Origin of the sequence: Pelagicoccus mobilis (assembly GCF_016595505.1) — a bacterium.
In the GTDB taxonomy this organism is placed as follows: Bacteria; Verrucomicrobiota; Verrucomicrobiia; order Opitutales; family Opitutaceae; genus Pelagicoccus; species Pelagicoccus mobilis.
This window is the reverse complement of sequence record NZ_JAENIL010000038.1, coordinates 1-17,220: the sequence shown is the minus strand read 5'-3', so window position 1 is coordinate 17,220 and position 17,220 is coordinate 1. Positions and strand designations below refer to the sequence as shown.

Sequence of the window (17,220 nt, the reverse complement as noted above, 5' to 3'; positions counted from 1 at the left end):
TACTATGCAGACTATCGACTACCTCGTTGTCTTTCTTTATGTTCTAGGGATCGTGGCGGCTGGCATGGTGTTCGCCAGCCGCATGAAGAACTCCAAGGAGATGTTCTCAGCTGGAGGTCAATCTCCTTGGTGGGTTTCCGGGCTTTCTGGATTCATGACCATGTTTTCGGCGGGAACGTTTGTCATCTGGGGCGGGATCGCCTATCGCTACGGTGTCGTTGCGATTGTCATTAATCTTGGATACGGAGTTGCAGCCATACTAGTTGGGCGGTTTGTCGCAGGCTATTGGAAGAAGCTTGGCGTCGACTCAGCTCCAGAGTTTTTGCAGATGCGCTTTGGTGGTTCGGTCGTGCAATTCTACACTTGGTACAAGGGAACGATTCAATTGTTTCAAATGGGTGGTTCGGTATACGCTCTATCGAAGATTGTATGTACATTGATGCCTTTGCCTGCTGGCCACTTTCTCGCTGATCCATCAACTGGGCATCTGTCAGTGTCGCTCGTATCGATAGCCTTGTGCGTGATGGTAATCATCATCACGTTCGTTGGCGGTTTATGGGCTGTATTGATGACGGACGTGCTGCAGTTCGTCATCCTTACGATATCTGTCATCTTTGTTGTGCCACTCATTTTGGGCGAAGCTGGTGGCTGGGGCTCGTTTATCAGTCAAACTCCTGAGGGATTTCTGCACCCCGTGGCGGCGGATTTTTCCTGGTGGTTCATTATTGGTTGGATGTTGGTGAATTTCTTCAATCTCAGCGGCGAGTGGACCTTCGTACAACGTTACCTCTGTGTGCCCACAGCTAAGGACGCAAAGAAGTCAGCCTACCTCGTCGGTGTCCTTTATCTGGTGAGTCCAGTCATTTGGATGATTCCTCCGCTTGTATACCGAGTGCTCAACGAGGGAGTTGACCCAGAGCAGGCTTACATACTTTCCTGCCAACTCGTGCTTCCTGCCGGTATGATGGGCTTGATGGTTGCGGCGATGGCTTCGGCGACTGCAAGTATGGCGACTACGAGATTGAATGTCTTTGCGGGCGCGTTCACGACTGAAGTTTATCATCGAGTGATTAACAAGGATGCTTCCGAGCGACGCCTTGTGGCAATAGGACGTCTTGTTACAGTGATCCTTGGCTGTATTGTAATTGCGGGCACGCTTCTGATTCCACGTTACGGGTACACTAGCTTCATTATTGATATTAACACCTTGCTCTCGGGACCGATGTTGTTGCCGACGCTTTGGGGCTTGTTCTCTAAGAAGATCGACCCGAAAGCGATCTGGATAACGGTTTCTGTGGGGTTTGTATCCGCATTCTTGATCAAGTTCGGACTTTCGCGGGATGGATTTTTGACGGATGTTCAGGCCTTGAGCTGGCTTGTTGATTGGATCGCAGGAAACTCCCGTATTGTTGACTTGTTAGCAGGCATCGCTGCTCCCTTGCTGATTCTAAGCTTCCTGGAAATCACGGGACAGAAGGAACACGCCGGATGGGGACGTGTGATGGAGTTCAAGAAAAACTTCAGAGAGCACGAGAGAGTTAAGGCGTCCACCTTACCTGGAAAGATGGTGGTGATCTCCATGCTGATGATTTCCGTCGTTATGGGAATCCTGGCTCTGGTCAGCGAAGATGACGCTGGAATTCTACTCTCATTCTCGCTCGTGGTTCTGGCCTTGGCTGGTGTTGTCTACTATTTCTTGCGACGCGCGGATGAGAAGTCTTCGAAGTCAAGCGAGAGAATTGCCGCTTAATTTATGAAGTTCCTGAATTTGTTAGGTTTTGTCGTTTGTGCGCTGCTGGTTCTGCGTTCCGAGGCAATTGCGGAAGCGAATGAGGCTCCGAACATCATTATCATCTTGGCCGATGATTTAGGAATCGGTGATGTTTCAGCCTATAATGAAAGCTCAGCCTGGGAGACGCCGCATATCGATCGCCTGGCAGCCAGTGGAATGCGATTTACGGATGCCCATTCGAACGCCGCACTGTGTACGCCGACACGTTATGGCATCATGACGGGCCGCTATGCTTGGCGCACCCGCTTGAAGAGCAGTGGATTCAATGGGTATTCGCGGCCTTTAATCGCCGACGAACGTCTGACGATGCCAGAAATGTTGTCTGAAAACGGATACGAGACCGCTCTTATCGGAAAGTGGCATCTCGGCTGGAATTGGCATTATCTTGAAGATCGTGAGCTTGCCATCGAAGAAGGCCGTTTTCCGAAAATCGATTTCTCGAAACCGGTGAGCTCTGGACCGAAGGAGAATGGGTTTAACTATTCGTTCGGCTTGATGGCTTCCTTGTCTTCCCCTCCGTTCGTTTACGTCGAAAATGGAATGCCTACCTCGATTCCTGAGGCAACGTCTGTGAATTACGACGAGAAGGCCTTTTGGCGAAAGGGGCCGATAGGCACTGACTTTAAGCATGTAGATGTTCTTCCAGAGCTGACAAGGCGAGCAGTGTCCTACATCGAGGAAAAAGCGAGCGAGAATCAGCCGTTCTTCTTGTACTTCGCCATGACTGCTCCTCATGCTCCGATTATCCCGCCCTCAGAGTATATCGGAAAAAGCAATACGAACGCATACGGGGACTTCGTCCTGATGGTAGACGATATGGTGGGGCAAGTTCTGCAGGCGGTGGAGAGCGACCCTCGTTTGCGGAAAACGCTTATCGTATTCACAAGCGACAATGGGCAGTTGCCGAGAGCGGATTTTGACGATGACGAGCTGCCGTTGGCTGGGCAGAAGGGGAGCTACATTTATCGCGGCAAGAAGTTCGACATTTATGAAGGCGGGCACCGTGTCCCATTTATCGTAAGCTGGCCGGGCGAAGTGGAAGCGGGAAGTCTAAGTTCGGAGACGATTTCGACGGTGGATTTTATGGCAACCTTTGCAGAGCTACGCTCGGTAACTCTCTCTGATCAAGAGGCTGAAGATAGCCTCAGCTTCTTGCCAGTATTGCGTGGTGGTAAGATGGATACTGAGAAGAGAGTAGCGACAGTCGTGCACTCAAGCGATGGACGGTTCGCGATTCGGAAAGGAGATTGGAAACTCGTATTGTGGCCGGGCTCCGGCGGTTGGGCCTATCCAAAGACGGCAGACGAGATGGCGGGGCTTCCGCGTTTTCAGTTATACAATCTCGCGAAAGACCCAGGTGAGACCTTGAATCTCTACTCAAAGCATCCTGAACGAGTTACGGAGCTTAAGGCGCTTCTGGAAGAGTATGTTGACGCTGGTAGAAGCACTCGTGGCGCGAAGCAGCGAAATGATGGGGATGCCCGCTGGGAACAGCTAGAGTGGATGTCCCGGTAGAGCATGCGAGTGGAGTCGGTCGTTGGCGTTAGGGCAAGAAATGATCTTCGGCGGAAAGAATGGCTTAGTTTGGCAAGCGACAACTTGATAGTGTCCGCTAGGAGTGTTGTCGGGCTGTTTCGTCTATTACAATGGTGTATTGTGAAAGGTGAGTGTGCGCAGTTTTATGTCGAACGTTCGACATGAAACTGCGCAATAAGAACAAGGGCTCTTCCTACAGTAGATTCCGTAAGGAGGAAACTCTCCCCGCAAAATGGCGATGAACTTTTTGGGGGGAGTTGGTGTGTCGGGTGGCATTGAAGGCCAGCCAAGTTCTGCTGCTATTCTCGATCAGCGTCTTCCGCTCAGAATCATGATGTACCTTAATCTTAAAAATCAGGCGCGTATCAAAAGGACTTGTTCATTTGCATATTATTGTAGTTTAGCTGTTTGGGGATTTAACCGTTTTGCTCTAAGAGGGTTGTAAGAGGGTAAAAACTGGTCAACTGTTGACGATGCGTAGGTTGGATTCAAGAGGGGGCAATTGTGAAGCTTCGTACGCTTGGGGCTGCGTGCAAAAACGGCTTCTTGCTGATTCCCCTAGTGTGGTGTTGATCCCAAAAATTTAATGAAAAGAGAGAGTATTTCTATCTGGTCGAAGTCTATCGTTGCCTGCTTTTTGAGCATCTTTGCAACGGGAGCGCTTCTCAATGCGTCTTCGGAGCGCCCCAACTTCGTTTGGATCATGCTAGAGGACTGGGGCCCGGACATGGGGTGTTACGGTACCAAGGGAGTGGAGACGCCGCACTGCGACCAGCTTGCTGCCGAAGGCGTCCTCTACAAAAATGCTTGGGGAACTTCTCCGGTTTGCTCGACCTCCCGCTCGGCGATGATCACCGGATTCCATCAGAATTACATCGGTGCCCACCAGCATCGTTTGTCTAAGGACCAGAAAAAACCGTTGCCCTATGGGGTGAAGCCGATGCCCGCGCTTTTGCGTGATGCGGGTTACTACACGGTGCTCATGCAGTCGGGAAAGACGGATTGTAATTTCTCGGATGACCTCGGCTTCATGGGGCGCAAAGACTGGTCGGCTCGCAAGCCTGGACAGCCGTTTTACGCTCAGATCACCCTGCAAGGGACACACCGTAAGTGGAAAAGGGATACGATACGGCCTATCAGTATCGAAGATGTGGAGCTGCCGCCTTATTATGCGGATACGCCATTCAATCGCCGAGATTGGGCAAACGGCTTGGAGCAGATGCAGATTTGTGATCGCGAGATCGGGGCAATCTTGAAGCGTCTCGATGACGAGGGCGTTGCGGAGAACACCATTGTCTTTGTGATTGGCGACAACGGAAGCTGTCACTTCCGCGGGAAGCAGTTCCTTTACGAACCCGGTTTGCAAGTTCCCATGATCGTACGCTGGCCAGGAAAAATCGCCCCAGGTCAAGTGAGCGAGGAACTGGTCCAGACCATCGATATTACTGCCACCATCTTGGATGCGGCAGGAGTGGAGGCTCCACACGAGCTTCATGGTAAACACCTTCTAAGCAGCGAGGTCTCAGGTCGTGAGTTCATGTTCGCGGCGCGTGGTCGCATGGGAGCAACTCACGATGCTATGCGTAGCGTGAGAACGGATCGGTTTAAGTTGATCCACAATCTGATGCCCGAGCGCCCTTGGCTTCAGTATAGTGGTTACAAGGAGGATAGCTACCCGATGCTGGCGGAAATGAATGTCCTCTTTCTGGAAGGAAAACTCAACGAGGATCAAATGAGACTTTTTGCTTCGTCCAAGCCGGAGTTCGAGTTGTTTGATCTCAGCGAGGATCCGTATGAGTTAAATAATTTGTCAGGAGATCCCGAATACGCGGCTATAAAGGACGAACTTCTCACCGAGCTCTACGCGTGGCGTTCCCGTATCAAGGACCAGGGTGTTTCCAATGAATTTCGCTTTGGTGGCCTGTCCGCTGAGTTTCCAACTCGTTCGCTAAAAGGCTGGAAGGAGCGACTCGAGCAATGGAAACCATGGGTTTTCAGAGAGCCTGAATCTTCAGAGCTGCATCCATTCTACAAAAAATAAGATTATAGTTAATACCCCTGATGAAAGCAGTTTTAGCGACTCTAGCTCTCGGCCTGGCACTTGTTGGCTGTCAGAGCGAGACTGAAGATAAGGACTACAAGGTAACGTTCGGGAAGATCCCGATGACCGCGAAGTTTGAAGACGATACTTGGAGTATTTGGGGAGGCTCGCTGGTAAAGGGCGATGATGGCCTCTACCATATGTATTATTCCCGTTGGGAAAGAGATAAGGGCTGGGCTTGGGTGACTGATTCCGAAATTGCCCATGCGGTATCCGAAAGTCCATTTGGCCCTTTTGAGTTTAAGGATGTCGCGCTGCCGCCTCGAGGTGAGGAGTATTGGGATGGGCTTTGCACGCATAACCCCACTGTCAGAAAATTTGGGGACAAGTATTATATCTATTACATGGGCAATACGGGGGATGGAAAGATCATTGGTTACCCGGGCAAACATATCATCAATTGGGATCATCGCAACAATCAGCGAATTGGTGTTGCTGTCTCGGATAGTCCTTACGGTCCATGGAAGCGTTTTGATGAACCTCTCATCGATATCAGTCCGGAAAAGGAGGCTTTAGATTCCCTTTGCACTTCTAATCCTTCTATCGTGCAGAGACCAGATGGTGGTTTCCTCATGGTCTACAAGATTGTTGGCCAGGAGTATCCGCTACCTCAGGGTGGGCCGGTGTTGCACGGAATCGCTAACTCGGATAGCCCGACTGGACCTTTTGTGAAGCATGACAAGCCGACGTTCAAGGTCCCAGGGGAACGTTTCCCAGCTGAGGACCCCTACATCTGGCACCAGGACGGCAAGTATCGCGCGATCGTTAAGCGTATCCAACATTTGAAGAACGAAGAGACAGGTAAGACGCATCGCGAATTCTCGCTCGTACATTACCAATCCGAAGATGGTTTTCAATGGGACCCGGCCAAGCATTTCCACGTTTCAGATCGTACGATCGAGTGGGAAGATGGAACGGTAGAACGACTCGATCATCTCGAGCGCCCACAGGTCTTTATCGAAGATGGCAAACCCATCGCCTTGCTCTGTGCAGGAGACATATACGACGAGAACAACGTTCGCATGTCTTACAACGTTCAGATCCCGATCACTTACGATTGATCCGCGTCTGACGAATTTTAACTTACGGGCGTTTTCTCGAAGTACCCCTTTTCTCGAGAAGCGCCTTTCACGCTAACTACAATATCAGCCTTCATACTCGAAGGCGCACCACCTACGTCGAAAATGAAACTCAGAAGCGCAACGATTCTAGTAGCAGGTCTTGCTGTCGCGACTATTAACTATGCTGGGGAGCGGATGACGAGTCCCAGTGGAAACATCGAAGTCGAATTCGATACGGATGGAGCGTCCGTACTGCAATACAGTGTCGAGTTCAAGGGCCATGAGGTCGTTGAGCCTTCTCGCCTCGGAATCAGTATTGACGGAGTGGATCTGGGTGAAGGTGCGACCATCGGGGCTCCACGTGTCGGGTCCGTGGACGAAACATACGAGACGCGTGGGACGGATCCTCATGCTCGCAACCACTACAAGGTTTGGACGTATCCAGTAACGCATGAAGCCAGTGGCGATGTTTATTCAGTAGAGTTTCGGGTTTACGACGATGGCGTGGCGTACCGGTATATCGTGCCAGGTTTTGAAACGCACCATGTAGACGGTGAGGCTTCCAGTTGGAAGATGATTGGAGGATCGAAGGTTTGGTACTTCGAGCGTCTACAAGGAGACTGGAAGCTCAAATCTTACGCTGGGGAATGGTTGAAATCCGATATTGAAACCTTGGATACAGCTACCCCGGAACCTTTCGGATCGGTACAAGGAGTACCTTTAGTTTGTGATCTGCCGGGCGACCTCGGCTACGCGGTGCTTACAAAAGCGGCGACCTACAATTACAGTGGGATGCGATTGGATGCAGTTGGAAATCGCACAGTGGTTGCGAACTTCACGGAAGGGGATGCAGGCTTCGACGTTGATGGCCCGGTTGTTACTCCCTGGAGAGCGACGCTTCTGGCTGACGACCTCAATGAGCTCGTGAACAGCGATTTCATCAATAATCTTAATCCAGCCCCTGACACGGCTTTGTTTGCGGACCCGAGTTATATCGTTCCGGGAAGAAGCGCCTGGAGTTGGGAGTCAATTGGTCTTGGTAGTCCGGAGGATCAGCATGAGTTTATCGACCTCGCAGCAGAAATCGGGTTCGAGTATTCAACCGTTGATGACGGGTGGAAGGACTGGGACCAGCCATGGCAGAAGATGAAGGAGCTGGCTGACCATGGGAAGCGAGTCGGTGTCGGCGTTTGGCTATGGGTTCATTCGAACGATATCGACGACCCTGCTAACGACTATCAGCAAATGCGGGACTACTTTGACAAGGTGGTCGAAGCAGGCGTGGTTGGTCTCAAAATCGACTTCATGAATGGGGAGAGTAAGAAGCTTGTCGATTTCGAGATCGCAGTCCTTGAAAACTCGGCGAAGCGAAGGCTGGTGATTAACTTCCACGGCTGTCACGCTTCCACGGGGGAAGAGCGAACGTATCCGAATGAGCTGACACGTGAGGGGATTCGTGGGTTAGAGGTGAATAAGCATAAACTAGGGCCATTGCCCGCTTCGCACAATGCCGCTTTGTCGTTTACCCGTTTTGTGGTTGGGCAAGCGGACTACACTCCGATCCTTTTTACCAATCCGGGACCTACTACCTGGGCTCACCAGTTGGGGACGCTGGTAACGTTTAGCTCAGCCCTGCAGTCTTATGCAGAGCACCCTGAAACGATGCTTCGAGGCAAGAATGTGAGTCTCGCGGCAGGCGTGATCAGAGATATGCCGGTAGTATGGGATGAGACTCGTGTTTTGGAGGGAAGTGAGATCGGAGAGCTTTCAGCCTTCGCTCGTCGTTCAGGTGATGATTGGTATGTGGGCGTCGTCAATGGAGGCAGTCAGAAGGGGTACTCGCTCGACTTAAGTTTCCTCGGAAAAGGGCGCTATCAGGCGGAAATTTTGAGTGACGACTTAGATGCGGATCCAGCGGATGTGAAGTCTCTAGGCATTAATCAAAAGGCGACACTGAAGCAGTGGACTACGACGGTTCCTCTTAAACGAGAGGTTAAGAAAGTGAAATCTTCCCAGTCTATCGACGTATCCCTTGCGGAAGGCGGTGGATTCGTGGCGGTGTTTCGAAAATAGGTTAGTACCGTGAAGTATCCCTCATTACTCCTATTGCCGATTCTGCTGTTCATTGGGTGTTCCGACTCAAAGTTGAAACGCCCCAATATCCTTTGGATCGTTGCGGAGGATATGTCACCTGATTTAGGTTGCTACGGTAATCAACTCGTGAATACACCCAATATCGATTCTCTCGCTTCAGAGGGGATGAGATTTGAAAATGTGTTTACGACAGGGCCAGCGTGTTCGCCGAGTCGTACAGCTCTAGCGACTGGAGTTTATCAAACCACGCTGGGGGCGTTTCATATGCGCTATCCTGAGGAGTTGATGCCTGACCTTCCGGATCATGTGAGGTTATTGCCTCAGCTTCTTTCAGATGCCGGATACGCAACAGGAAACCTAAAGGACGTTCGCGGGGCTGGAATGGGTAAGGACGACTGGTTGTTTAAGAGCCCTGAGAAAGTCTGGGATACGCATGATTGGAGTGAGCTCGTGTCGCAGCAGCCGTTTTACGGTGTGATCAATATGAAGGAGTCTCATCGGGCGTTTGCTCGCTCTTCTAAGGCTAAGGTAGATGCGTCTAAGGTGGTTGTTCCCCCGTATTATCCGGACCATGAGATATCACGTGATGACTGGGCAGGATACTTGGAGGATGTGAATCGAGCAGACGAATTAGTCGGAGGCATTTTGCAACAGCTCGAGGAAGATGGGCTGAGAGAGTCGACGATTGTTGTTTTTCTATCCGATCACGGTCGTCCGATGATGAGAGCTAAGAATTGGTTGTACGATAGTGGAACGCAGGTGCCCCTCGTAATTTGGTATCCAGATTCGTTTGACGCTCCCGCTAGATTTCGAAAGGGGGGAAGCAGCGACCAACTGATCAGCGGAGTAGACCTTGTTGCGGAAACGCTCCGTATGGCTGGAGTGGAGATTCCTGGATGGATGCAAGGGCGTAGTTTTTTGAGTTCTGATGCGGTCGACCGAGACTACGTTGTTACGGCAGTGGATCGAATCGGCAACATTGACAGCAGGAGTCGGGCGATACGAAGCAAGCGTTACAAGTACATCGAGAATTCGAAGCAACCTGGCTCTGTAAACGATTGTGCGACTGCTTATCGCCGGGCGATGCATCCTACTCATCATCTGTTGGATGTTATGGGTGAGCGTGGTCTGTTAAATGACGCACAGGAACGTTTGGTGAGAAAAATTGATGCTGAAGAGCTCTACGATCTAGAGAAGGATCCATTCGAAACTACGAATCTCATCGATGAGATTGCATATGCCGACGTTGCAGATGAGATGAGGAGGCAGCTTGCCTCTTGGAAGATCGAAACGTCCGATCAGGGCTTTGAGCCTGATAGTCCGGCTGTTGTGGATTATTTCACCAACTATGGAAAGAAGAGCAGCAAGGATCTCAAAAAGTACGGAGCTACTTCTTCGGACAAATTGACGACGCAATATCTGAAATTGAGAGCGAAGGTAGAAAGCAGTTTCGAGAAGTAAGATGCGTAAGATCGCAGGTATCCTAATTTTCATCACGTTGACGATCCAATCTGCATCGTCTGTCGAACTTTCCCTGTCCCTTGATGGGGATTGGAAGTTTGCAGACAAGAGTCTCAAATCGATGGGGGAATGGGATGTCCTTCCAGTTCCAGCGAGTTGGAACACCTTTACCGAGTATGCGGATTACATCGGTGATGCTTGGTATGAGCGGACGTTCACGGTTCCGCGCTCTTGGAAGGGGAAACGCATCTATCTTAAGTTCGATGCGGTTTATGATATCGCGGATGTTTGGTGCAACGGCGAATACCTCGGACAGCACACGGGGGGATACACGCCGTTTGAGTTCGATGTGACTGAGGTGGTTGATCAGGGAAAAGAGGCGGAGCTATTGGTTAAGGTAAACAACGAACACGTGGTGGGAGCATGGTTCCAATGGGGTGGGATCAATCGGAGCGTGTCACTTTTTGCCAAGGAAGAACTCAGGATCATCCGACAGAAGATAGAACCTATCTTGGATCTAGAAACGGGTACGACTCAGTTGAGGCTGGTCGTGACGGTTGAAAACCGGTCGAATGAAGCTGCTTCGGTTCAGCTGGAGGCGGATATCGAGGAGCTCCCCGATGTTTCCTTGCGATTGAGAGGACGAGTCGAGAGCGGAGAACAGGTAGAGCTCAGTCAGCAGGTTACGCTAAATACCGAGCAAACTCGTCTCTGGCATTTCGACGACCCTCAGCTCTACCACCTGCAGACAACATTGTATTCAGATGATGAATCCATTGATTATTTGGCCGATCGTTTTGGGATTCGTAGTATCGTTGTGAAGCCCGATGGCCTTTATCTAAATGGCGAAAAGGTCCGCCTGATGGGGTATAACCGTGTCCATGACCACAGAGCGTATGGCAATACGGAGCCCCTTCATCTCGTCCGTTCGGATATCGATATGATGAAGCGTTCAGGAGCAAACTTCTCTCGTATCATGCATGCTCCCTCTGCTCCGGAGCTATTGGATTACTGCGATGAAGTCGGCTATTTGCTTTGGTGCGAGATCCCGATGTGGCAGCCAGTGTATCGCGTTCCGATGGGGAGCAGGGAGGACGCTAAGAAGTCGCTCCAGTCCTATCCCGGGACCGCGTTGCGAGAAATGATCCAACGTGACTGGAACCACCCGTCGATTATCGGATGGTCTCCCGGCAACGAACTTCGCCAGGAGGCGAGTTACTATGTCGAGGAGATGCGACCGTTTGTTCTGAACCTCGATTCAACAAGGTTGTATGCGAATATCCACGACCAAGGATTCAGCAACGACTCCAAAGGGGGCTGGAAGGGAGTGGATGCTCACAGCGTCGATGTGATGTTAATCAACAAGTACGGTAAACACGACACCAAGATTAACAACGTGTTATCGCATCATGAAAAAGTGCCTCAGCTTCCGATCTTCTACAGTGAGTTTGGTGAGACCCGCAGCGAGTCGCTCAATCATATGGTTGAATATCGTTCGCTCTGGGAACGGCTGGGCAAAGAGGAATACGTTATTGGAGGGGCTCATTGGACTTTCAATGACTACCGCTCGCTTTGGACGCGCAGTCCGACTCCTCATAGTCAGAACCGTGATTGGGGTGCGGTAGACATTTGGAGGAATCCAAAGACCCTCTATTACCACTTTGCAGAGATTCAACAACCTGTGCGATCAATCGATATCGAGCAGACAGGGAAAACGGCGACAGTATCGATCGTTCCGCGGGGAAGGTTGGAGATTCCATCCTTCACTTTAAGAGACTACTCATGGACGTATGAGCTCCTGGACGAAGAAGGGCGAGTTCTCGAGGGGCAGTTACGACGTCTAGACACCATAGAGCCTGATAGTGAGGCTGTTGTTAACACAATTAACTGGGAGACCGAATCGGCTAAGGAATTGGTTGTTTCACTTGTCAGTAAAATTGGATACACTGTCGCGGAACGACGGTACGATTTGATTGGAGGAGAGTATCTCTCGCTCCCGAGCTTTCCTGCAGCAGAAAACCCAGAGGTGCGGAAGGTCTTGCCCCTTGATCGTAGCTTTATGGTTGGGGTAACCAGTCTCGATGGGGACACCGGATTGGAAGTACGTTACGGGACTGCAAGCGGACGGTTAGATCAGGTAGTGAGCGCTCCCGTTCGCGGAGGGATTAGAGTTCGTGGACTCGAAAATGGCCGGCAGTATTTTGGTCAGATAAGACGGATCGAGGCGAATGGTCTAGGACCATGGTCTCCCGAATTCCAGGTGGTGCCCGATGGTGGTTTAGTTCCGAGTGCTCCGGAGATCTTTGGAGTGGTTCTTGGGGAATCGCAAAAAGCTGTTCGGTTCAAGGCGGATGAGAAGGTGAGTGCCTACAGGGTCGCATTGAGCAGTGGGGAGGTCGTCAGTATAGAGTTCTCGAATCCAGGTTTGTTGATCGTTCCGCTTGCAGCGGAGAGCGTTGCAGCCGTGGGAGAGTATGGAGTCTCAGAATTTTCAAAATTATAGATTTAGAAATCGTTTTCGTATGAAGTGGTTAAGCTTAAAGAAGTTGCTTGCGATGCTTTCCGTCGCTGCTGGAGTCGTTTCAAGTTGTCCTGCATTTGCGGCCGAAGAAGGTTCAGATGTACTATCCTTGGATGGTGATTGGGACTTCGCTTTGCCGGAGTCCGCCGCTGCGGACGAGTGGGATGTATTGCCGGTACCTGGTAGTTGGAATACTTTTACCGAGTATGCTGACTACATCGGGAGTGCTTGGTACAAGCGGACGGTTACGGTTCCGAAAAGTTGGAAAGGACGTCGTATCTATCTGAAGTTCGATGCGGTGTATGACATTGCAGACGTGTGGTTGGATGGTGAATACCTAGGTCAGCACACGGGTGGATACACTCCGTTTGAATTTGATGTTACAGACTTGGTGAGACCAGGTGGTAGATACGAACTTAAACTGAAAGCCAATAACGAACACGTTCTGGGTGCTTGGTTTCAATGGGGCGGTATCAGTCGAAGCGTTTACCTATACAACAAAGACCAATTGAGGATAGTGCGTCAGAAGATCGAGCCGATCCTCGATGTGGAAACTGGCACTGCTCAAGTAAAGCTTCTTGTTACAGTCGAAAATAAAGGGAATTCGAGGGAGAGAGTTAACCTGTTAGCGGATATTGAAGAGGTTCCTGATACGGGCTTTCGTATGTCAGGATTTGTTGACGCTGGGGAAACGCGAGAGTTTTCGGCTCAGATCACTTTGAATACGGAACAGGTGCGGCCTTGGCATTTCGATGACCCTCAGCTCTATCACCTGAGCTCCAGTCTCTGGGTTAAGGGAGAGGAGTTGGATGTATTGTCGGATCGATTCGGGGTACGTTCGGTCGTCATCAAAACGGATGGTATGTACCTCAACGGGGAGAAAATCCGCCTTATGGGATACAATCGCGTGCATGACCACCGTGCCTACGGCAACACGGAACCGAAACATCTTGTACGTGCGGACATCGATCGAATGAAGCGTTCAGGCGCCAATTTTTCTCGAATCATGCACGCTCCGGTTGCTCCCGATATGCTCGATTACTGTGACGAGGTAGGCTATCTCTTGTGGTGCGAAATTCCGATTTGGCACGAGGTCTATCGTGTGCCGATGGGGAGCCGGGAGGACGCTCGCAAGTCTTTAGACACATTTCCCGGAAACGCGCTGCGCGAGATGATTCAGCGGGACTGGAATCATCCATCGATAATCGGTTGGTCGCCAGGTAATGAAATGCTGCAGGAGTCGAGCTATTACGTTGAGGAGATGGAGCCGTTCGTTCGTGAACTCGATCCGACGCGTTTGTATGCGAATGTGCACTACCTTGGCTTTAGCAATGAGCAAAAAGGAGGCTCCAAGGGGATTTACGCTGAGCCAGTGGATGTGCTTATGATCAATGGCTACGGGAGTACGGAGCAGAAGATCAAGAAGTTGCTCAAACAGCATGAGGATGTGCCGCAGTTGCCGATCTTCTATAGCGAGTTTGGTGAGACTCGTAGTGAATCGCTCAATCACATGGTGGACTTCGCTCCCATGTGGGAGAGGCTCGGGAAAGAGGATTATGTAATCGGTGGTGCTCACTGGACCTACAACGATTATCGGAGCTATTACGCCAAGACGCCGGCGAGTCAGAATCGAGACTGGGGGGCTATGGATATTTGGCGTAATCCGAAAACTTTATACTTCCACTTTGCGGAGCTGCAGCAGCCTGTTCGCTCGATTGAGATCGCCCGTGATGAAAAGAGCGCGGAGGTGACGATTACTCCCCGCGGGAAGCAGGAGGTTCCCTCGTTCACGCTTCGCGGCTATGCTTGGACCTATGAGTTGCTAGACGCGAAGGGGCGTGTCCTCGAGGGGGCTTTGAATGAACTCGAGGACATTGCTCCTGAAGGCGATGTAATTACCAAGTCGATTTCGTGGTCATCGAGTGACGCGAAACAGCTTGTTGTGTCTTTGATCAACAAGGTGGGTTATACCTTGGCGGAACGTCGTTATGATTTAACTACGGATTCGTACACAAGCCTGCCGACTTTTCCTGAACCGGCGAATCCAGAGGTGCGGAAAGTTATGCCACTCGACCGAAGCTTCATGGTTGGAGTGACTAACCTGGAGGGGGACAAGGGATTGGAGGTTCGATATGGCACAAGTTCAGGGGCCTATTCAGAGAAGATTGAGGCTGAGGTCTTTGGGGCGATTCGTGTTCGAGGCCTTGAGAATGGTGAAACTTACTTTGGTCAAGTACGACGTATCGAGGCTGAAGGGCCCGGCCCGTGGTCTCCTGAGTTTTCAGTGACACCTGATGGAGGATTGCCTCCGGCGGCTCCGGAAGTGTTGGGGGTTGTGCTCGGGGAGACAAAGAAAGCGATTCGACTCAGAGAGCAGGAGAAAGTTGAAGCTTACAAGGTGACACTTTCATCTGGGGACACGCAGCGAATTGATCTCTCAGTGCCTGGATTGCTGATCGTACCCCTGGAGGTTCAACGATTAAACGCGATCGGACCGCACGGAATTTCAGATTCGGTTGAATTATAGCTGCACTTGGTCCTAGGTTCTTGGGGTAATCAGCTATGAAGTACCCCTCCCTTGATTCCCTACGCACTTGGGGAGCCCTATGGGCTCTCGCTATTCTCGGTCCATTTGTTGCCTCGGTTCAGGCAGATCTTGGACCCAAGCAGCCAAACATCATTTTCATCCTAACCGACGACCTCGGTTGGGGTGATTTAGGTGTATTCTACCAAAATTCTCGAACCGAGGATAAACGCCATTTTACGCCGGAGCTCGATCGCTTCGCAGCTCAGGGCATGCAGTTGCGCCAGCACTATTGTCCGGCTCCTGTTTGCGCTCCATCGCGGGCCTCCTTGCTGTCAGGCCGTCACCAAGGACATGAGCCAATCCGCAATAGCCAGTTCGACAAGGCGCTTGCGGATTCGCACACGCTGGCAACAACTCTTAAAACGGCTGGGTACCGCACTGCAGCGGTCGGAAAGTATGGTCTGCAAGGGGGAGTGAAGCACGTTTACGATCTCGATAGCTGGACCGCTTATCCAACGAAACGCGGCTTCGATGAGTTTTTTGGATACGTGATGCACATCGACGGGCACCTCCAGTATCCGGCTCACGAGTGGCCGATTGGAAACAATGAAATGCACCAGACGAAGAAGCATGTGTATCACAATGACCGTGAGCTCCATGCCGATCTGGAGCTTTGCTACACGACGGATCTCTTCACCGCGTTTGCCAAGAACTGGATTGTGGAGCACAAGGACGCCAATCCCGAACAACCGTTCTTCTTGTATCTTGCCCACAGCACTCCGCATGCGGCTCTACAGGTGCCGACCGGGCCTTATCCGAAAGGGGGAGGGCTTGATGGCGGTGTTCAATGGCTGGGTAAGCCTGGGAAGATGATCAATACGGCCGAAGGTGAGATCGATTCCTGGATACACCCAGACTATGCGGGAAAGAACTGGTCGGATGTGGAAAAGCGCTTTGCGACCATGGTTCGTCGCATTGATTCCACCATCGGTGATTTGGTGAAGACCCTGCAAGACCTAGGAATCGATGAGAACACGCTCATCGTCTTTTCTAGTGACAACGGTCCTCATAGCGAGAGCTACATCAAGGATGTGAATTACGACCCGGATTCATTCGACTCTTTTGGTCCCTTCAATGGTATCAAGCGCGACACGCTTGAAGGTGGAATCCGCATGCCGACTCTGGCTCGTTGGCCTAGCGAGATCCCAGTCGGTAGCATTAGCGATCGGAAGTCGCAATTTCACGACTGGATGCCGACCTTTGTCGAAGCTGCCGGTTTGGCGGCTCCTGCCTTGTCGGATGGCGTTTCATTGCTTCCTTCGCTGAGCGGAAAAGGGAAGGCTCAAGACAGCACAGTATATATCGAGTACACGCAAAACCAACGGACGCCGAATTACGCAGAATTCGAAGAGCGTTTTCGCGGCCGTCAGCGAAAGGAAATGCAGGTCGTATTTGTAGATGGATACAAGGGGCTTCGCTATAACATTAAGAGCCATACTGACGACTTCGAAATCTACGATCTGCGGAACGACCCGCATGAATCCAAGGATCTCAATGGGTCGAGCGAGTACTTTGTAGAGCTCCAGCAGCGTATGAAGGACCGTGTGCTTCAGCTTCGCCGCCCAAATCCGACTGCGAAACGTCCTTACGATGGCGAGCTCGTTCCAGGAATAGATGCTAAGGCGTACGACTCTAAAGTCAGTTGGAGCGTGTATGAAGGAGAGTTCCCTTGGGTTCCACAGACTGTAGGACTAAAGCCCGTAAAGGAGGGAAGTTCCAAGGCCGTGGACTTGAAGGTACGGACACGAAAGAATGACGTCGTGATCGAGTACAAGGGCTTCGTGAAGGTCGCTGAGTCGGGCAACTACGAGTTCACAGTCGATTCCGATACAGGGGCAATCCTTCGTTTGCACGATGCGGTAGTCGTAGACAATGAATCCGTTCTCGACGGTGAGCGTGCGACTTCTGGCGAAATTCTTCTAGAGGCAGGTGTTCATCCTTATACGCTTACCTATCAAAGAGGCAGCGAAGGGAAGCCGCGTCTAGAGTTTGGCTACGAGAAGTTGTAGGTGGTAGCGGCCGTTGTCCCCAACGGCCATATAGCCAGAGTGGTGGTCGTTGGGGACA

Annotated in this window: 9 protein-coding genes; all 9 read left to right on the top strand. The window is 51.2% G+C overall.

Annotated elements, in window-relative coordinates; all coding sequences use genetic code 11:
* Window positions 1–4 precede the first annotated feature (4 nt).
* Window positions 5–1,750 carry a sodium:solute symporter family transporter gene (locus JIN87_RS18825; protein WP_200357158.1) on the top strand — a complete coding sequence of 582 codons (1,746 nt, stop codon included), beginning with the start codon at window positions 5–7 and terminating at the stop codon, window positions 1,748–1,750.
* Window positions 1,751–1,753: 3 nt separating this feature from the next.
* Complete coding sequence (locus tag JIN87_RS18820; protein WP_200357157.1) at window positions 1,754–3,307, top strand: sulfatase family protein; 1,554 nt, start codon at window positions 1,754–1,756, stop codon at window positions 3,305–3,307.
* Window positions 3,308–3,965: 658 nt separating this feature from the next.
* On the top strand, window positions 3,966–5,369 hold the full coding sequence (locus tag JIN87_RS18815; protein ID WP_200357156.1) for a sulfatase family protein: 1,404 nt from the start codon (window positions 3,966–3,968) through the stop codon (window positions 5,367–5,369).
* A gap of 20 nt (window positions 5,370–5,389) precedes the next feature.
* Window positions 5,390–6,490: a glycoside hydrolase family protein gene (locus tag JIN87_RS18810; protein WP_200357155.1), complete on the top strand. Its 1,101-nt coding sequence runs from the start codon at window positions 5,390–5,392 to the stop codon at window positions 6,488–6,490.
* 123 nt (window positions 6,491–6,613) lie between these two features.
* Window positions 6,614–8,563 carry a glycoside hydrolase family 97 protein gene (locus tag JIN87_RS18805; RefSeq protein ID WP_200357154.1) on the top strand — a complete coding sequence of 650 codons (1,950 nt, stop codon included), beginning with the start codon at window positions 6,614–6,616 and terminating at the stop codon, window positions 8,561–8,563.
* Window positions 8,564–8,572: 9 nt separating this feature from the next.
* On the top strand, window positions 8,573–10,045 hold the full coding sequence (locus JIN87_RS18800; protein WP_325176398.1) for a sulfatase family protein: 1,473 nt from the start codon (window positions 8,573–8,575) through the stop codon (window positions 10,043–10,045).
* 1 nt (window position 10,046) lies between these two features.
* Window positions 10,047–12,548, top strand: a complete 2,502-nt coding sequence (locus JIN87_RS18795; RefSeq protein WP_200357152.1) for a glycoside hydrolase family 2 protein — start codon at window positions 10,047–10,049, stop codon at window positions 12,546–12,548.
* Between the two features lie 19 nt (window positions 12,549–12,567).
* Entirely contained in the window at window positions 12,568–15,093 is a 2,526-nt protein-coding gene (locus JIN87_RS18790; RefSeq protein ID WP_200357151.1) for a glycoside hydrolase family 2 protein, read from the top strand.
* 35 nt (window positions 15,094–15,128) lie between these two features.
* Entirely contained in the window at window positions 15,129–17,162 is a 2,034-nt protein-coding gene (locus JIN87_RS18785) for a sulfatase-like hydrolase/transferase (protein ID WP_200357150.1), read from the top strand.
* Window positions 17,163–17,220: the final 58 nt, after the last annotated feature.